The 18,119-nt window shown below is 73.6% G+C and carries 16 protein-coding genes; 4 read left to right on the plus strand and 12 right to left on the minus strand.

What is annotated here, in order from left to right; translation table 11 throughout:
• Positions 1-9 precede the first annotated feature (9 nt).
• Genes hisH through hisD form a run of 5 tightly spaced genes read right to left on the minus strand, consistent with a single transcriptional unit; the run spans position 10 to position 3,832 of the window.
• On the minus strand, positions 10-645 hold the full coding sequence (hisH, locus tag OG550_RS09915; protein WP_327676320.1) for an imidazole glycerol phosphate synthase subunit HisH: 636 nt from the start codon (positions 643-645) through the stop codon (positions 10-12).
• Positions 646-678: 33 nt separating this feature from the next.
• Positions 679-831, minus strand: a complete 153-nt coding sequence (locus tag OG550_RS09920; protein ID WP_327676321.1) for a hypothetical protein — start codon at positions 829-831, stop codon at positions 679-681.
• Positions 828-1,421 (minus strand): imidazoleglycerol-phosphate dehydratase HisB, encoded by a 594-nt coding sequence (gene hisB, locus OG550_RS09925; RefSeq protein WP_327676322.1) that lies wholly within the window; start codon positions 1,419-1,421, stop codon positions 828-830. The genes OG550_RS09920 and hisB overlap by 4 nt, the downstream gene beginning before the upstream one ends.
• Before the next feature lie 6 nt (positions 1,422-1,427).
• Positions 1,428-2,528: a histidinol-phosphate transaminase gene (locus OG550_RS09930; RefSeq protein ID WP_327676323.1), complete on the minus strand. Its 1,101-nt coding sequence runs from the start codon at positions 2,526-2,528 to the stop codon at positions 1,428-1,430.
• Positions 2,525-3,832 (minus strand): histidinol dehydrogenase, encoded by a 1,308-nt coding sequence (hisD, locus tag OG550_RS09935; RefSeq protein WP_327676324.1) that lies wholly within the window; start codon positions 3,830-3,832, stop codon positions 2,525-2,527. The genes OG550_RS09930 and hisD overlap by 4 nt, the downstream gene beginning before the upstream one ends.
• 94 nt (positions 3,833-3,926) lie before the next feature.
• Between hisD and OG550_RS09940 the strand changes: the two genes are divergently transcribed.
• From OG550_RS09940 to ybaK, 3 genes are all read left to right on the plus strand, one after another.
• On the plus strand, positions 3,927-5,507 hold the full coding sequence (locus OG550_RS09940; protein WP_327676325.1) for an oxidoreductase: 1,581 nt from the start codon (positions 3,927-3,929) through the stop codon (positions 5,505-5,507).
• Positions 5,508-5,601: 94 nt separating this feature from the next.
• Entirely contained in the window at positions 5,602-6,330 is a 729-nt protein-coding gene (locus OG550_RS09945; protein ID WP_327676326.1) for an LON peptidase substrate-binding domain-containing protein, read from the plus strand.
• 83 nt (positions 6,331-6,413) lie between these two features.
• Positions 6,414-6,908 (plus strand): Cys-tRNA(Pro) deacylase, encoded by a 495-nt coding sequence (gene ybaK, locus OG550_RS09950; protein WP_327676327.1) that lies wholly within the window; start codon positions 6,414-6,416, stop codon positions 6,906-6,908.
• A 98-nt stretch (positions 6,909-7,006) separates the two neighbouring features.
• Here the strand turns inward: ybaK and OG550_RS09955 are convergent, their stop codons facing one another.
• The 6 genes from OG550_RS09955 to OG550_RS09980 form a co-directional block, all read right to left on the minus strand.
• The gene (locus OG550_RS09955) at positions 7,007-7,849 is read right to left on the minus strand and encodes a hypothetical protein (RefSeq protein ID WP_327676328.1); all 843 of its coding nucleotides are present in this window, start codon (positions 7,847-7,849) and stop codon (positions 7,007-7,009) included.
• A gap of 79 nt (positions 7,850-7,928) precedes the next feature.
• Positions 7,929-8,741: an ABC transporter permease gene (locus OG550_RS09960; RefSeq protein WP_327676329.1), complete on the minus strand. Its 813-nt coding sequence runs from the start codon at positions 8,739-8,741 to the stop codon at positions 7,929-7,931.
• Entirely contained in the window at positions 8,738-9,736 is a 999-nt protein-coding gene (locus OG550_RS09965) for an ABC transporter ATP-binding protein (protein ID WP_327676330.1), read from the minus strand. The genes OG550_RS09960 and OG550_RS09965 overlap by 4 nt, the downstream gene beginning before the upstream one ends.
• Before the next feature lie 207 nt (positions 9,737-9,943).
• A complete protein-coding gene (locus OG550_RS09970; RefSeq protein ID WP_327676331.1) occupies positions 9,944-11,209 on the minus strand; it encodes an NYN domain-containing protein in 1,266 nt (421 codons plus the stop codon).
• 255 nt (positions 11,210-11,464) lie between these two features.
• On the minus strand, positions 11,465-12,511 hold the full coding sequence (locus OG550_RS09975) for an aspartate-semialdehyde dehydrogenase (RefSeq protein WP_327676332.1): 1,047 nt from the start codon (positions 12,509-12,511) through the stop codon (positions 11,465-11,467).
• Between the two features lie 109 nt (positions 12,512-12,620).
• Entirely contained in the window at positions 12,621-13,520 is a 900-nt protein-coding gene (locus tag OG550_RS09980; RefSeq protein ID WP_327676333.1) for a dihydrodipicolinate synthase family protein, read from the minus strand.
• A 72-nt stretch (positions 13,521-13,592) separates the two neighbouring features.
• Here OG550_RS09980 and OG550_RS09985 point away from each other — a divergent pair, with 72 nt between their 5' ends.
• On the plus strand, positions 13,593-14,483 hold the full coding sequence (locus tag OG550_RS09985) for a LysR family transcriptional regulator (RefSeq protein WP_327676334.1): 891 nt from the start codon (positions 13,593-13,595) through the stop codon (positions 14,481-14,483).
• Between the two features lie 20 nt (positions 14,484-14,503).
• Here the strand turns inward: OG550_RS09985 and dnaE are convergent, their stop codons facing one another.
• Entirely contained in the window at positions 14,504-18,037 is a 3,534-nt protein-coding gene (gene dnaE / locus OG550_RS09990) for a DNA polymerase III subunit alpha (RefSeq protein WP_327676335.1), read from the minus strand.
• Positions 18,038-18,119 lie beyond the last annotated feature (82 nt).

An 18,119-nucleotide genomic window follows, 5' to 3' on the forward strand; every position in this document is an offset into this window, starting at 1 on the left:
CTCAGATCGTCAGAGGGTGTTGACCCAGTTGGTCAGCAGGGCGGCGCCGGCGTCGCCGGACTTCTCCGGATGGAACTGGGTGGCCCAGAGCGGCCCGTTCTCGATGGCGGCGACGAACGGCTCGCCGTGCGTGGCCCAGGTCACCAGTGGCGGGTTGATCCGCGCGCTGTGGACCTCCAGCTCCCAGCGGCGCACCGCGTAGGAGTGCACGAAGTAGAAGCGGGTGTCCGCGTCGAGGCCGGCGAACATCCGGCCGCCGGCGGGGGCGTCGACGGTGTTCCAGCCCATGTGCGGGACGACGGGTGCCTCCAGCGGCTCCACGGTGCCCGGCCACTCGTCGCAGCCCGCGGTCTCCACCCCGTGCTCGACCCCCTTCTCGAAGAGGATCTGCATGCCGACGCAGATGCCCATGACGGGGCGGCCCCCGGCGAGCCGGCGGCCGATGATCCAGTCCCCGCGGACGGCCTTCAGCCCGCGCATGCAGGCCTCGAAGGCGCCGACGCCGGGGACGAGCAGGCCGTCCGCGTCCATCGCGGCCTGGTAGTCGGAGGTGACGGTGACGTTCGCCCCGGTGCGCTCCAGGGCGCGCTGTGCCGAGCGGAGGTTGCCCGAGCCGTAGTCGAGGACGACGACGTTCTTGCCCATGTTCAGGTGTCCAGTCTTTCGTTCGCTCGGCGGTTACAGGCGCATCAGGCCGGAGGCGAGGCACATCACCGAGCCGAACGCCATCACGGCGATGACGCCCTTCGGGATCTTCTGCTTCCAGAACGAGACGACGCCGCCGGCCAGGAAGAGGCCCGCGAAGATGAGGACGACAGCGGACTTGCTCACAGCGCACCCTTGGTCGACGGGAGGATGCCGGCCGCGCGCGGGTCGCGCTCGGCGGCGTAGCGCAGCGCCCGGGCCAGCGCCTTGAACTGGCACTCCACGATGTGGTGCGCGTTGCGTCCGTACGGGACGTGGACGTGCAGCGCGATCTGCGCCTGGGCCACGAAGGACTCCAGGATGTGCCGGGTCATGGTGGTGTCGTAGGTGCCGATCATCGGCGCCATCTTCTCCGGCTCGGTGTGCACCAGGTAGGGGCGGCCGGAGAGGTCGACGGTCACCTGGGCGAGCGACTCGTCCAGCGGCACGGTGCAGTTGCCGAACCGGTAGATGCCGACCTTGTCGCCGAGCGCCTGCTTGAAGGCGGCGCCGAGCGCGAGGGCGGTGTCCTCGATGGTGTGGTGGGTGTCGATGTGCAGGTCGCCGTCGGTCTTCACGGTGAGGTCGAAGAGGCCGTGCCGGCCGAGCTGGTCGAGCATGTGGTCGTAGAAGCCGACGCCCGTGGAGATGTCGGTCTTCCCGGTCCCGTCGAGGTCTATCTCGACCAGGACCGAGGTCTCCTTGGTGGTGCGTTCGACGCGTCCGATACGGGTCATCCGGGGTTACAGCTCCTTGATCACTTTGGCGACGGCGTCCAGGAAGGCGTCGTTCTCGGCGGGGGTGCCGGCGGTGACGCGCAGCCACCCGGGGACGCCGTTGTCACGGACCAGGACGCCCTGGTCGAGGATGGCCCGCCAGGCGGCGTGGGTGTCGGCGAAGCGGCCGAACTGGACGAAGTTGGCGTCCGAGTCGGTCACCTCCAGCCCGAGCCCGCGCAGCGCCCCGACCAGCCGGTCGCGCTCGGCCTTGAGCCGGCCGACGTAGCCGAGCAGGGTGTCGGTGTGCTCCAGGCAGGCCAGTGCGGTGGCCTGGGTGACGGCCGACAGGTGGTAGGGCAGGCGGACCAGCTGCACCGCGTCCACCACCGCCGGGTCGGCGGCCAGGTAGCCCAGGCGCAGTCCGGCCGCGCCGAAGGCCTTGGACATGGTGCGGGTGACCACCAGGTTGGGGCGGCCCTCGATCAGCTTCAGCAGCGATTCCCGGTGCGAGAACTCGACGTACGCCTCGTCGACCACCACCAGGCTGGGCCGGGCGGCCTGCGCGGCCTCGTACAGCCGCAGCACGGTGGCGGACTCGACGGCGGTGCCGGTCGGGTTGTTCGGCGAGCAGACGAACACGACGTTCGGCCGGTGCTCGGCGATCGCGGCGACGGCCGCGTCGGGGTCGACGGTGAAGTCCTCGCCGCGCGGCCCGGAGATCCAGTCGGTGCCGGTGCCCCGGGAGATCAGGGCGTGCATCGAGTAGGAGGGCTCGAAGCCGAGCGCGGTGCGGCCGGGGCCGCCGAAGGTCTGCAGCAGCTGCTGGAGCACCTCGTTGGAGCCGTTGGCGGCCCAGACGTTCTCCCGCGCGACCGGGAAGCCGGTGGTGCGGGTGAGGTAGGCGGCCAGGCCGGTGCGCAGCTCGACCGCGTCCCGGTCCGGGTAGCGGTTGAGGGTGCGGGCGGCCTCGGCGACCCGCTCGGCGATCCGGGCCACCAGCTCGTCGGGGAGCGGGTACGGGTTCTCGTTGGTGTTCAGCTGGACGGGGACGTCGAGCTGCGGCGCGCCGTACGGGGACTGGCCGCGCAGCTCGTCCCGGATGGGGAGGGAGTCGATCGTGGTCACGTGCCGGGAACCGTCCAGTCGAATCGGGCCTTGATCGCGTCGCCGTGACCGGGCAGGTCCTCGGCGTCCGCCAGGGTGACGACGTGCGCGGCGATGCCGGCCAGCGCCTCGCGGTCGTACTCGACGACCTGCACGCCGCGCAGGAAGGTCTGCACGGACAGGCCCGAGGAGTGGCAGGCGCAGCCGCCGGTGGGCAGCACGTGGTTGGAGCCGGCCGCGTAGTCGCCGAGCGAGACCGGGGTGTACCGGCCGATGAAGACCGCGCCCGCGTTGCGGACCCGGGCGGCGACCGCGCGGGCGTCCCGGGTGTGGACCTCCAGGTGCTCGGCCGCGTAGGCGTCGACCACCGCCAGGCCCTGGTCGAGGTCGTCGACCAGGATGACGCCGGACTGGCGGCCGCCCAGCGCCTCGGCGACCCGCTCGCTGTGCCGGGTGCGGGCGACCTGGGTCTTCAGCTCGGCCTCGACCGCCTCGGCCAGCGCGGGCGAGTCGGTGACCAGCACCGAGCCCGAGGTCGGGCCGTGCTCGGCCTGGCTGATCAGGTCGGCGGCGACCTCGACCGGGTCGGCGCTGTCGTCGGCGAGGACGGCGATCTCGGTCGGGCCGGCCTCCGAGTCGATGCCGATCCGGCCGGCGAAGTAGCGCTTGGCGGCGGCGACGTAGATGTTGCCGGGGCCGGTGACCATGTTCACCGGCTCGCACTCCTCGGTGCCGAGCGCGAACATGGCGACCGCCTGGGCGCCGCCGACGGAGTACACCTCGGTGACGCCCAGCAGCGCGCAGGCCGCCAGGATGGTCGGGTGCACCCGGCCGCCGAAGTCCTTCTGCGGCGGCGAGGTGACCGCGATGCCCCGGACGCCCGCTTCCTGGGCGGGCACCACGTTCATCACAACGGAGGACGGGTAGACCGCGAGGCCGCCCGGCACGTACAGGCCGACCCGGTCCACCGGCACCCAGCGCTGGGTGACCGTGCCGCCCGGCACCACCTGGGTGGTGTGCCCGTCGCGGCGCTGGTCGGCGTGCACCTTGCGGGCCCGGCGGATCGACTCCTCCAGTGCGGCGCGCACCTTCGGGTCGAGCGTCTCCAGGGCCTCGGCGAGCTGCTCGGCGGGGACCCGGGTGGTCTCCAGCCGGACGCCGTCGAAGCGCTCGGTGATCTCGATCAGCGCCTGCACGCCGCGATGGTGCACGTCCTCGGCGATCGGCCGCACCTTCTCCAGGGCGGCCGCCACGTCGAACTCGGCACGGGGCAGCAGGTCACGCGGGTCGTCGAGCGAGCCGCGGAGGTCGATTCGAGAGATCACGCCACCCAGTGTAAGGAGTGGCCGGAACCCGCGGCCCCGCATTTCAGTCCGTGATACGAAGGGCGAGACGACCCGGGGGAAGCAGGGGGGAACCATGACCGAACGGGCACCCGACGGCTGGACGGCGGCCGAGCAGGGGCTCTGGCAGGCGTTCCGGCACGGCCGGATCCACGACCTGCGCACCGGCGTCCCCGAGCAGGACGACCCGTTCGGCGACGCCGAATGGGGCCCCGAGCGGACCGTCCGCGCCGAGGTGCTCTCCCGGCTGCTGCTGGACGGGCCCGCCGCCGTCCCCGGCCGGGTCGCCTCGCTCAAGCTGACCGGCGTGCTGGTCGCCGGCCCGCTGCGGCTGGCCGGCGGCACCATCAGCCACTACGTCGAGCTCCACGAGTGCCGGTTCGAGCAGAAGGTCCTGATCTCCGAGGCCGAGGCCGGCACGGTGCGCCTCGTCGGCTGCCTGGTCCCGCGCCTGGAGGCGTCCCGCTTCGCCACCTCCGGCGACCTCCACCTGGCCCGCTGCCGCTTCCCGGAGGGCGTGCGGCTGACCGACGCCCGGATCGGCACCGACCTGCTGCTCAACCAGGCCGTGCTGGGCAGCGACCGGTTCGGCCGGGCGCTCTCCGCGGACGGCCTCGCCGTCAACCAGGACTTCGAGGCCGAGCGGCTGGAGGCCCTGGGCGAGGTGAGCCTGCGGACCGCCCGGATCGGCGGCCGGTTCTCGCTGCGCGGCGCCCGGCTGCAGGCCGTCCCGGAGAACCCCAACGCGCTCAACGCCCCGCGAATATCCGTCGGCCACACGCTGTACCTGAGCAGCTCGGCGGACCGGGGCTGGACCGACTCGCAGTCGTACTACGGCTCCGGCTACGGCCAGGTCATCCCGACCGGCGCCTCCAGCACCCCGTTCCGCGCGTACGGCCGGGTCCGGCTCTCCGACGGCCGCTTCGAGAACGCCTGCCTGATCTCCGGCGCCGAGTTCCACCTCGGCGAGGGCGAGGAGCTGTCGCTGCGCCGCATCCAGACCCCCGAGCTGCGGTTCACCTGCCGCACGCCGCCCACCGGCCCGGTCTCGCTCTCCCGCGCGCGGGTCGGCAACCTGGTCGACGCCCCCGACTCCTGGCCGCAGGGGCGGCACCTGGGCCTCACCGGCTTCACCTACGAGTGCCTGCGCCCGGCCGTGCCGTTCGGCGTCCGGCAGCGGATCGCCTGGCTGGAGGGCTCCTCGGTGGACTTCCAGCCCGAGTCGTACGAGCAGCTGGCCACCGCGCTGCGCCGCGACGGGGCCGACGACGACGCCCGCGAGGTGCTCTACGCCAAGCAGCGCCGGCGCCGGCAGACCCTGCCGCTGCCGGCCCGGGTCTGGGGCCGGATCCAGGACGCCACCGTCGGCTACGGGTTCCGCCCCAACCGGGCCGCCCTGTGGCTGCTGCTCGCCTGGGCGCTCGGCAGCCTGTACTTCGCCACCCACGAGCTGCAGCCGCTGAAGGCCGACGAGCGGCCGCACTGGAACCCGGTGCTGTACGCGCTCGGCCAGCTGCTGCCGGTCGTCGACCTCGGCCAGCAGGGCTGGAACCCCGGCGGGGCCTCCCAGTGGGTGGCGTCCGGCCTGGTCATCGTCGGCTGGGTGCTCGCCACCACGGTCGCCGCCGGCGCCAGCCGGATGCTCCAGCGCGGCTAGGGCGTGTTTGCAAAGTCGCGTCGGACCGGGTTCGGGAGGCCCGGGCCGGTAACCCCCGGGCGCTCGGCCCGTCCGGGGAACTACGCTGTCCGCCGTGACAGAACGGCTGCCGCTCTTCCCGCTCAACACCGTGCTCTACCCGGGCCTGGTGCTGCCCCTGAACGTCTTCGAGGAGCGCTACCGCCGTCTCGTCGCCGACCTGGTCGCCCTGCCCGAGGACGAACCGCGCCGTTTCGGCGTGCTCGCCATCAAGGACGGCCGCGACGTCGCCCCGGTCCGCCCCGACGACGGCCCGGCCGGCCCGCTGGACGGCCTAGGCACCGCCACCGGCGACCCGCTGGAGGCGCTGTACCACATCGGCTGCGTCGCCGACCTGACGTCCGTCCAGCCGCAGCCGGACGGCCGGTACGAGCTGCTGGTCACCGGCACCACCCGGTTCCGGCTCCGGTCGGCGGACACCGGCGGCCCGTACCTCACCGGTGAGGCCGAGCCGATCGAGGAACGCCCCGGCGAGGGCTCGGGCGTCCTCGCCTCCGAGGTCGAACGCGTCTTCCGCGCGTACCAGAAGCGGCTGGCCGGCGCCCGCGAGGCCAGCACCGTCGGCCGCCAGGAGCTGCCCGACGACCCCCAGGTGCTCTCCTACCTGGTCGCCGCCGCCTCGGTCCTGGAGACCCCGCTCAAGCAGAAGCTGCTCGCCGCCCCCGACAACGCCCAGCGGCTGCGGCTCGAACTCGACCTGCTCCGCCGCGAGACGGCCGTGCTCGGCTGGCTGCCCTCGCTCCCGGCCGTCGACCTCACCCGGCAGTCCTTCAGCCCCAACTGACCGGCCCACGACCTCCCCGCCCGCGCCGGTCCCGGCCCGCCCGGGCACCGCCGTTCCCGTTCCCGCGCACCGGAGACCCGCACATGGCCAAGAAACCGAAGAAGGGCGGCCAGGGCACCCCCGCCACCGTCGCCCTGGAGACCGCCGCCGTGCCGTTCACCGTCCACGCCTACGACCACGACCCGGCCGCGGCCTCCTACGGCGGCGAGGCCGCCGACGCCCTCGGTGTCCCGGCCGACCGGGTCTTCAAGACCCTGGTCGCCGACGTGGACGGCGTCCTCACCGTGGGCGTCGTCCCGGTCTCCGGCCGGCTCGACCTCAAGGCGCTGGCCGCCGCCGTCGGCGGCAAGCGCGCCGCGATGGCCGACCCGGCGGCCGCCGAACGCAGCAGCGGCTACGTCCTCGGCGGCATCTCCCCGCTGGGCCAGCGCCGCCCGCTGCGCACCGTGGTCGACGCCGGCGCGCTCGCCCACCCCACGGTCTACGTCTCGGCCGGCCGCCGGGGCCTGGAGGTCGAGCTGGCCCCGGGCCACCTCGTCTCCCTCACCGCGGCGCTCACCGCCCCGATCACCCGCTGAGGCGCCCGCCCGGCCGCCGGGGCCCGCCCCGGGGCCGGTGCGGCGGCTCCGGGGGGCCGCCCCGGGCCGGGAAGCCCCCCGGGAGCCGCCGGAATCCCTCAGCCCTGCCGCCCGTCCTCCGGCGGCCTCGGACGCTCGTCCTGCGGGACCGCCGGCCGCCCGTCGTACGGCGGCGTCGGCCGCCCGTCGTGCGGGAACACCGGGCCCGCCTCCGTCGGGGCCGCCGGCGCACCGTCCGCCGGGGGCACCGGCGCGGCGTACGGCCCGGCCCAGTACGGCGGCGGGTCCTCCTCGCGCTTCCCGAACGCCGCCGACAGCGCGAGCAGCACCACCATCGCCGCCATCGGCCAGGCCAGCACCGCCCCGTACGCACCGAGGTCGATGTCCGCCCGGAAGTGCCCGCCGTTGCCGACCCGCCGCGCCTCCGCGACGAGGTCGCCGCTCGGACCGAGCCACCGCCCCAGGCCCCAGGCCCCGAACGAGGCGAGCAGCCCGCCGACCGCCAGCCCGACCGCGACCGCGATCCCGCCGCCGCGCTTCCGGGTGAGCAGGAACGCCCCGAGCGCCGTCAGGAGGCCCATGCCCAGGCCGATCAGCACGAAGACGCTGTCCGCCCCGGCGCGCTGCTCCCCCTCCGGGTCCCCGTAGAGGATCTTGTTGCCGTCCACGACCAGCGGCACCTTGGGCGCCAGCCAGGCCCACAGCGCCGCCATCGCCACGCCCAGCACCAGGCAGGCCAGTACCGTGACCGCCCCGACCCGCAGCTCGGGCATCAGCCGCTGCAGCGCGGGCTCGTCCGACCGCTTCGCGGAGACCAGGTCCAGCACCGGGTAGGAGCCCGGCGCCGGGGGCCGGGGCGGCGCGTACGGATCGGGAACGGCGTCCGTGACGGCGTCGGCGTCGGCTCGCGCGGGATCCGGAGGTGTGTTCGGTACGGTCACGGTGCCCATCGTTTCACGACCGGCGCCGCGGCGGCCGCGCCACCCGGGCACCCCGGCCCGGCGACGGCCGGGCGGCGCGCTACCGCCGGGTCGCCCGCCGGTAGGCCCAGGTGGCGGCCGCCAGCGACACCACGCCCACCCCGGCACAGACCGCGAGGTCACCGAGCACCGCCGCCCAGTCCGGGTCCGGCTCGAAGGTCCGCGCGAACGCCTCGACCCCGTAGGTGGAGGGCAGCAGGCCGCGCATCCAGAGCACCGGCTGCGGCAGGTGGTCGACCGGCAGCACGCCGAGCAGCAGCGCCGCCGACATGCCGAGCTGCCCGAGCATGGTGGCCAGCTCCTGCCGGGGCGCGAGCAGCCCGCAGATCGCGCCGAGCCCGGAGAGCGCCGCCCCGGCCAGCGGGACCACCGCGAGGAGCACCCACAGCTGCCCCAGCGGCAGCCCGAACATGACCGCGCCGGCGCCCGCCGTGACGAGCGTCCCCGGCAGCGTGAACGAGGCGTACGCGGCGGCCGCCCCGAGCACCACCGACGCGGCCGGGACCGGCAGCGTCGCGTAGTGGTCGAGTCCGCCGGTGGCCCGCAGCCGGCCGAAGTACTGGGCGAGCAGGTTGAGCGCGACGAACGCGACGACCAGCACGCTGGAGCCGGCCACCACGTACCGGGCGGCCGAGGTCTGCCCGGCGTCGACGACGCCCCGCATCATCACCAGGATGCCGAGCGACTGGAAGGTGGCCACGAACAGCAGCGGGATCCGCGCCACCCGCGCCCGTGCCAGCTGCGCGCGGTAGACCGCGGCGAGGGCGGGCAGCAGCCGGGCCGTCGGGGCGAGCGGGGCGGGTGCGCCCGCCGTCGCCGGGGCGGTCCGCGGCGGAACCGAGAGCAGCGTCACTTGGCCAGTCCTCCGTGGCGGCCGCCCAGCTTGAGGTACGCGTCCTCAAGGCTCGGGGTGGCCAGGGTGAAGTCGTCCAGAGCCGCGAAGGCCGGGCCGGTGGTGACGGCGGCGACCAGTTCGCGGGCCTGCTCGGGGGTGGTGCGGACGGTCCAGCGGCGGCCGGTGCGCTCGGCCCGGGCGGCGAGCGCGGCCACCGCGGGGACGCCGAGCGGTGCCTCGTCCCGCCAGACCAGGTCCAGCCGGACGTCGCCGTCGACCAGCGCCTTGAGGCCGCCGGGGGTGTCGCAGGCGATGATCCGGCCGTCGTCGACCACGGCGACCCGGTCCAGCACGGTCTCCGCCTCGATCACGTTGTGGGTGACCAGCAGCACGGTGGCGTTCCGCTCGGCGCGGCGCCGTTCGAGGGCGGCCCAGACGGACCGGCGGGCGATCGGGTCCATGCCGGTGGTCGGCTCGTCGAGGACGAGCAGCGGCCGGTCGCCGACCAGGGCGGCGGCGAAGCAGGCGAGCCGGCGCTGGCCGCCGGAGAGCTTGGCCAGCGGGCGGTGGGCGAGCGGTTCCAGCGCCAGTTCGGCGATCACCTCGTCGGCGGCCGCCCGGGCCTGCGTCCGGCCGAGGCCGCGCAGCCGTCCGGTGGTCTCGGCCGCGAGGGCGACGGTCAGCTCGTCCAGCGCGGTGGACTCCTGCCCGAGGTAGCCCAGCAGCCGGGCGGCCCGCTCGGGGTGCTTCACCACGTCGTGGCCGAGCAGCTGGATCGAACCGGAGTCGGGGCGCAGCAGTCCGGTGAGCTGACGCACCAGGGTGGACTTGCCCGCGCCGTTGGGTCCGAGCAGGCCGAAGATCTCGCCCTGCCGGACGGTCAGGGTGATCCCGTCGTTGGCCCGGATCTCGCTCGACGCGGCGCCGCGCCCGGCGCGGTACGTCCTCACGAGGTCGCGTACGGCGCAGCACGGCGCGGTCTCCTGGGGTGCCCGCCCGGCCGTCTCGCTCACGACCGAAGACTCTACGCGGTGCAACCGGCGAACCGGACAAGGGGGCCTGTTCCGCCGCCCCTCCGCAGGTCAGTCGTCGACGATCGGCTCCCCGACCGGGTGACCGGGCCGCGCGACGCCTACATCGCGCCGCCGCTCCACCACCGCTCCGCCGCCGCTCCACCGCCGACCGGTCGCCCTCCCCCGGAACCGGCCGCTGCGGCCGGATCAGTCGTCGACGACCAGCTCCCCGCCCGGGACGCGGGCGGCGAGCTCCTTCCAGAAGCCGGCCCGGATCGCGTACCGGTCGTGCTCGTCGATCTGGTCGTCCTTGTGCGCGAGCAGCCCGAACCTGGCGGCGTAGCGGAGCAGTTCCCCGTCCACCCGGTGCGGGATGCGCGGGTAGTCGGGCCAGAGCACGGTGAGCCGTTCGACGTCGCCGATCCGTCCGGTCCAGCGGCGGGCGAAGACCTGGCCGACCTCGTGGGCGTCGCCGCCGATCGTGGTGATGTCCTCCTCGCGGTCGGCCCAGCGCTGTTCGGCGGTGGTGAGCTGGGCCAGGGTGGGGAGGCCGTCGCCCGCGGTGACGGCCGGTTCGGGGGCGGGGCGGTCGACCCAGCCGCGGTCGGAGGACCAGCGCAGCACCGGGCCGGCCTGGTGGTGGGCGGCGGGGGGCTGCCGGTCGGCGCTGCGGCCGGCGAGGTCCTTGGGGGTGGGGACGACCTTGAGTGCGGTGGCCGACTGCGGGCGGCTGCCGTTGACCGCCGGGACGGCCGCGGCGGCGGGTGCGGCGGCGCCGGCGGTCACCCGGACGGCGGCCGGACCGGCGGCGGGCAGGGAGCCGGGGAGCGTACCGGGCAGGGCGGCGGGGGGTGCGGCGGGCGGGGCGGCGAGGATCTTGGCGATCTCGTGCCGGGGGCCGGGGGCGGGGAAGACGGCGGAGGTCTCGCGGAGGCTGAACGAGCCCTCGATCCACTCGCGGTCCAGCACCCGCCGTTCGTCGGCCTCGCCGACCAGGTCCTCGGACTGGTTGAAGTCGCCGTCGGCGGCCTGGAGCGCCCAGAGGTGGACGACGACGCCGTGCTCCTTGGCGGACATCATCCCGGGCAGCAGGTCGCCGTCCCCGGTGATCAGCACGACGTCGGCGCAGGCCCGGTTGCGGGCGAGTTCGGAGAGCTCGGCGTGCATGGCCGCGTCGACGCCCTTCTGCACCCAGCGGCCCTCGGCCCGGGTGAGCGCGCCGAGCCGGACGGTGACCCGGGGCAGCACCCGGAGCCGGCGGTGCTCGGGCATCGGACGGCGGTCGGGCGCGGCGTCGAACCAGTAGATGCGCAGCAGCGGCAGGCCGGTCTCGGCCTCGGCGCGCTCGCGCAGGGCGGCGATCAGCGCGGTGTGGTCGACGGAGACCTTGGAGCGCGACGGGTCTCCGGCGAGCAGGCTGGCGGCGGCGCCCAGCAGGTATCCGGCATCCACCAGGACGACACAGCGGTCCATCGCGCGCCTCTTTCCGCTCGCCCTCGGGGTCCGGCTCCGCCGGGGGCGGCGGTACCGGGGTGGGCGCGGTCCGCCCGTCTCCCGGGCGGGGAGGGGGTGAGGGGGTGCCCGCATCCGCCCGATCGTTGGGTCACCTTTTCCCCCTGGTTCGCCGGCCGAACCTCGGCGGTCGTCGCGGTCCCGCAACGGACGGAAGGGCCCCGCCGGCGCGGCGGGGCCCTTCGTGCCGGTGCTGCCGGGTGCCCGGCGCCGGTGTCAGCCCTTGAGTTCGGCGGCGACCAGCTCGGCCAGCTGGACGGCGTTGAGCGCGGCGCCCTTGCGCAGGTTGTCGTTGGAGACGAACAGCGAGAGGCCGTGCTCGACCGTCTCGTCGGCGCGGATGCGGCCGACATAGCTCGGGTCCCGGCCGGCGGCCTGGAGCGGGGTGGGGATCTCGCTGAGCTCGACGCCGGGGGCGCCGGCGAGCAGCTCGGCGGCGCGCTCGGGGCTGATCGGGCGCTCGAAGCGGGCGTTGATCTGCAGCGAGTGGCCGGAGAAGACCGGGACGCGCACGCAGGTGCCGGCGACCTTCAGGCCGGGGATGCCGAGGATCTTGCGGCTCTCGTGGCGGAGCTTCTGCTCCTCGTCGGTCTCGTTGGAGCCGTCCTCGACGATCGCGCCGGCCAGCGGCAGCACGTTGAAGGCGATCGGGCGCTTGTAGACCCTGGGCTCGGGGAACTCGACCGCGGAGCCGTCGTGGGCGAGCGCGGAGGCGCCGTCGACGACCTTGGCGGCCTGGTCCTGCAGCTCGGCCACGCCGGCCACGCCGCTGCCGGAGACGGCCTGGTAGGTGGAGACGACCAGCGCGACGAGACCGGCCTCGTCGTGCAGCGGGCGCAGCACGGGCATCGCGGCCATGGTGGTGCAGTTCGGGTTGGCGATGATGCCCTTGGGGCGGTCGGCGATGGCCTGCGGGTTGACCTCGGAGACGACCAGCGGGACCTCGGGGTCGCGGCGCCAGGCGGATGAGTTGTCGATGACGACGGCACCGGCGGCGGCGGCCTTGGGGGCGAGCTCCTTGGAGGTGGAGCCGCCGGCGGAGAAGATCACGATGTCCAGGCCGCTGTAGTCGGCCGTGGCCGCGTCCTCGACGGTGACCTCGCCGCCCTGCCACGGCAGGGTGCGTCCGGCCGAGCGGGCCGAGGCGAACAGCCGCAGCTGCTCCACGGGGCCCAGTCCACCGGGGAGATCCGCCCGCTCCGCCAGGATCTCGCGGACCACGCCGCCGACCTGGCCGGTGGCCCCGACAATGCCGATCTTCATTTCCGACTACTCCTCTTGATCGTGCTGTTCACAGCCGCACTCCGCCCATCATGCCTTGTGGCGGGCGGAATCCGGCCTGGTATTCCACGCTGTGAGAGCCCTCGACCGGTCAGTGGTCCAGACCAGTGGCCAGCTCCAGGGCCCGCGCGACCTCGGCCGGCCCGGCGGGCAGCAGCGGCAGCCGGACGTCCGCGGTCGGGATCCGCCCCTGCGCGTGCAGCACGCCCTTGACCACCGACGGGTTCGGCGCGGCGAAGGCGGCGACCGCCAGACCGGTCAGCCGGTGGCCCAGCGCGCGGGCGCGCGGCACGTCCCCGGCCTCCCAGGCCCCGGCCAGCTCGACGAACCGGGCGGTCGCCAGGTGGGCGGCGGCCAGGATGCCGCCGGCCGCGCCGAGCGCCAGCAGCGGCGCCAGGAAGGCGTCCTCCCCCGACAGCACGGCGAAGCCCTCCGGCGCCGCGGCGAGCAGCTCCACCGCGGCCTGGTCCACTCCGCCGGCGGCGTACTTCACGCCCACCACGCCCGGCAGGGCGGCCAGTTCCAGCAGCGCGCCGGCCGACAGCGCCTGCCCGGTCCGGTACGGGATGTGGTAGACGACCAGCGGCACCGAGCTGGCCTCGGCGAGCGCCCGGAAGTGCGCGACCGTGCCGGCCTCGCCGGGCCGGACGAAGGACGGCGCGGTGACCAGCGCGGCCGCCGTGCCGGGCACCCGGTCGGCCAGCCCGGCCAGCTCCGCCGCGGCCGCCCGGGTGTCCGGGCCGCCCGCGCCGACCAGCAGCCGGGCGCCGCGGTCGGCGCAGACGGCGGCGCAGACCTCGACCACCGCGCGCCGCTCGCCGGCGTCCAGGACGGCCGGTTCCCCGGTGGTGCCGAGTGCCACCAGTCCGGCGGCGCCGTCGTCCAGGACCGAGCCGGCCAGCTCCTCCAGCGCGTCCAGGGCGACCGAGCCGTCGGCGGCGAACGGGGTGATCAGCGGGACGAAGACGCCCCTGAGAGCCGTGTGTTCCATGACGACGATCCTGCGGCCGACCGATCGCACAGGTCCAGTTCACATTTCCGAGGCTTCTCGTAAGCTGAGCCGATGCTCGACGTACGACGCCTGCGCCTGCTGCGCGAACTCGCCCACCTCGGCACCATCGCCGCCGTCGCCGAGGCGCTCTCGTTCAGCCCTTCGGCGGTGTCCCAGCAGCTGTCCGTCCTGGAGAAGGAGGCCGGCGTCCCGCTCCTGGAACGCACCGGCCGCCGGGTCGCCCTCACCCCGGCCGGGCTGAACCTGGTCCGGCACGCCGAGGCGGTGCTGGAGCGGCTGGAGCAGGCCGGCGCCGAACTCGCCCACGCCCGCGAGGGGCTGGCCGGCCCGCTGCGGATCGGCACCTACCCGTCGGCGGCCCGCGCGATCGTCCCCGCACTGCTCGCCGAACTGGCCGGCTGGCACCCCGGGCTGGAGCCGATGGTCACCGAGGTCGACCCGGCCGCCGTGGCGGCGGCGCTGCGGGCCGGGGAGCTGGACGTCGCCCTGGTCCACGAGTACGACCTCGTCCCGGCCGAGCCGGAGCCGGGACTGGCACTGACCCGGCCGATCTTCACCGAGCCGATGTACCTCGCGGCCCGCGGCCCCGGCACCGTCTCCGACCAGCGCGCCGAACCCTGGATCCTCGCCCCGGCCGGCACGCTCTGCCACACGATGGCCGTCCGGGCCTGCGAGAGCGCCGGCTTCGCGCCCCGGGTCCGCCACCAGATCGACGACTTCGCCACCGTGCTCGCCCTGGTCGCGGCCGGCCAGGGCGTGGCGCTGGTGCCCCACCTGGGCACGGCGCAGCCGCCGCCCGGCGTCACCCTCACCCGGCTGCCGATGTACCGCCGCACCCGCACCGCCTTCCGGGCCGGTGCGGGCGCCCACCCCGCGATCTCGGCGTTCGTCTCCGCCCTGCACGCCGCCGTCCCGCCGGGGCTGCGCGGCTCGGCGGTCTGAAGCCCCCGGGAGGACCGGCCTCAGTTCGCCAGGCAGCTCGGCCCGAGCAGCTGCTTGAGGTCCCCGAACAGCGCCGGGTCGGACTTGACCCGGTGCCGGTCCAGCCGCAGCACGGTGGTGGTGCCACCGCGCCGGAGGTGGACGTGCACCTCGGTGGTCCCCTTGTGGTGGGCCAGCACCTCACCGAGGCGGGTCACCACCGCCGGGTTGAGCCGGCTCTCCGCGATGGTCAGGGTGATCGGCAGCTGGGCGGCGACGTTCGTGAGGTCCGGCACCGCCAGCTCCATGCCCATCAGCCGCGGCACGTCCTCCCGCTTGTCCAGCTTGCCCCGGACGAACACCACCGAGTCCTCGACCAGCAGTGCGGAGACCAGCTGGTAGCTGGCGGGGAAGAACATGCAGTCGATCGATCCCGCCAGGTCCTCGACGGTGGCGATCGCCCAGGCGTTGCCCTGTTTGGTCATCTTCCGCTGGAGGCCCGAGATGATGCCGCCGATGGTGACGATCGTCCCGTCCGGCCGCTCCGCGAGGTCGGCCACCGCGCAGTCCGCCTTGTCGGCGAGGAGGTGCTCGATGCCGTGCAGCGGGTGCGAGGAGACGTAGAGGCCGAGCATCTCCCGCTCCTGGGTCAGCAGGAAGGCCTTGTCCCACTCCTCCTCGGAGAAGACGACGTCCAGCCCGAAGCTCGGCTCCTCGCTGACCGTGTCGCCGCCGAACAGGTCGAACTGCCCCTCGGCCTCCTTGCGCTTGACCCCGACGACGTTGTCGATCATCGGCTCGAACTCCGCGGTCAGACCCTTGCGGGTGTGCCCGAGCGAGTCGAAGGAGCCCGCCTTGATCAGCGATTCGACGGTCCGCTTGTTGCAGACCACCGACTCCACCTTCTCCAGGAAGTCCGGGAAGGACGTGAACTTCCCCTTCGCCCTCCTGGTCCGGATCATCGACTCGACGACCGGCCCGCCGACGTTGCGGATGGCGGTCAGGCCGAACCGGACGAGGGTGTCCCCGTGCGGGGTGAAGTCGGAGTCCGACTCGTTGACGTCCGGCGGGAGCACCTGGATGCCCATCTTGCGGCACTCGTTGAGGTAGACCGCCGACTTGTCCTTGTCGTCCTTGACCGAGGTCAGCAGCCCGGACATGTACTCGGCCGGGTAGTTGGCCTTGAGGTACGCCGTCCAGTACGAGACCAGTCCGTACCCGGCGGTGTGCGCCTTGTTGAACGCGTAGCCGGAGAAGGGCACCAGGACGTCCCAGACCGCCTGGATCGCCGCGTCCGAGTAGCCGTGCTCGCGGCAGCCCCGCTGGAACGGGACGAACTCGGCCTCCAGGATCTCCTTCTTCTTCTTGCCCATGGCACGGCGCAGCAGGTCGGCCTGGCCGAGCGAGTAGCCGGCCAGGATCTGCGCGGCCTTCTGCACCTGCTCCTGGTAGACGATCAGGCCGTACGTCGGCTTGAGGATCTCCTCCAGGGGCTTCTCCAGCTCCGGGTGGATCGGGGTGATCTCCTGCTGCCCGTTCTTGCGCAGCGCGTAGTTGGTGTGCGAGTTGACGCCCATCGGGCCGGGCCGGTAGAGCGCCAGGACGGCGGAGATGTCCTCGAAGTTGTCGGGCTTCATCAGGCGCAGCAGCGAGCGCATGGGGCCGCCGTCGAGCTGGAACACGCCGAGCGTGTCGCCGCGCGCCAGCAGCTCGTAGGTCGGCTTGTCGTCCAGGGGCAGATCGAGCAGGTTGATCTTGACCCCCTTGTTCCGCTCGATCGCCTTGACGGCGTCGTCCATGATCGTCAGGTTGCGCAGGCCGAGGAAGTCCATCTTGAGAAGGCCGAGGCCCTCGCAGGTGGGGTAGTCGAACTGCGTGATGGTGACGCCGTCGGTGTGCCGGGTCCAGACCGGGATGTGGTCGGTCAGCGGCTCGGCGGACATGATGACGCCGGCGGCGTGCACACCGGGCTGGCGGATCAGCCCCTCGATGCCGCGCGCGGTGTCGATCACCTTGCGGACGTCCGGGTCGTTCTCGTACAGCCCGCGGATCTCGCCGGCCTCGCCGTAGCGCGGGTGGCTGGAGTCCGTGATGCCGGACAGCGGGATGCCCTTGCCCATGACGTCCGGCGGCATCGCCTTGGTGATCCGGTCGCCCATCGCGTACGGGTAGCCCAGGACCCGCGAGGAGTCCTTGATGGCGGCCTTCGCCTTGATGGTGCCGTACGTGACGATCATGGCGACCTTGTCGGACCCCCACTTCTCCGTCACGTACCGGATCACGTCACCGCGCCGGCGCTCGTCGAAGTCGATGTCGACGTCGGGCATGGAGATGCGCTCGGGGTTGAGGAAGCGCTCGAAGATCAGGCCGTGCGGGATGGGGTCGAGGTCGGTGATGCCCATCGCGAAGGCGACCAGCGACCCGGCCGCCGACCCGCGGCCCGGACCCACCGCGATGCCCTGGCTCTTCGCCCACATGATGAAGTCGGCGACGACGAGGAAGTACGCCGGGAACCCCATCTGGATGATGGTGTCCATCTCGTACTCGGCGAGCTTCTTGTGCTCCTCGTCGTACCCGCCCGGGAAGCGCCAGTCCATGCCGGCCCACACCTGGGACTTGAAGAAGTCCGCCTCGGACTCGAAGCCCTCCGGGATCGGGAAGCGCGGCATCAGGTTCTTGAACTCGAACATGCCCGCGGTGTCGACCCGCGAGGCGACCAGCAGCTGGCTGTTGCGGCAGCCCTCCTGCCAGACGTCCGAGGAGTCCAGCCCGTACATCTCGGCGGCCGACTTGATGTAGTAGCCGGTGCCGTCGAAGCGGAAGCGGTCCGGGTCCGAGAGGTTCTTGCCGGTCTGCACGCAGAGCAGCAGGTCGTGCGCGCCCGCGTCGCCCTCGGTGGTGTAGTGCGAGTCGTTGGTGACCACCGGCGGGATGCCGAGCTTGCGGCCGATCTCGACCAGCCCGTCCCGGACCCGCTTCTCGATGTCCAGGCCGTGGTCCATCAGCTCCAGGAAGTAGTTCTCCCGGCCGAAGATGTCCTGGTAGTCGGCGGCGGACTTGAGCGCCTCGTCGAAGTGCCCCAGCCGCAGCCGGGTCTGCACCTCGCCGGACGGGCAGCCGGTGGTGGCCATCAGGCCGGCCGCGTGCTCGGCGATGATCTCCCTGTCCATCCGGGGCCACTTCACCAGCCAGCCCTCGGCGTACGAGCGCGAGGTCAGCTTGAAGAGGTTGTGCAGGCCCTCCTTGTTCCGGGCCCAGATGGTCTTGTGGGTGTAGGCGCCGGACGCGGAGACGTCGTCCTTCTTCTGGTGCGGCTGGCCCCACAGGATGCGCTTGGTGTTGGACCGGGACTCCGGGGCGACGTACGCCTCGATCCCGATCACCGGGGTGATCCCCGCGGCGGTGGCCTGCTTGTGGAACTCGGCGGCGCCGTACATGTTCCCGTGGTCGGTCATCGCGACGTGGGTCTGGCCCAGCCGCTCGACCTCCTTGAACAACTGCTTCAGCCGGGCGGCACCGTCCAGCATCGAGTACTCGGTGTGGACGTGCAGATGCGCGTACGGCTGGTCGCTCAAGGCGGGGCCTCCGGAGGCTCGTGCTGTCTGGTTGACCGGCGAACGCCCAGGTCACAGAGGGTGCCCGGAAACAGTTGCGGTC

Origin of the sequence: Kitasatospora sp. NBC_00458, assembly GCF_036013975.1 — a bacterium.
Taxonomy (GTDB): domain Bacteria; phylum Actinomycetota; class Actinomycetes; order Streptomycetales; family Streptomycetaceae; genus Kitasatospora.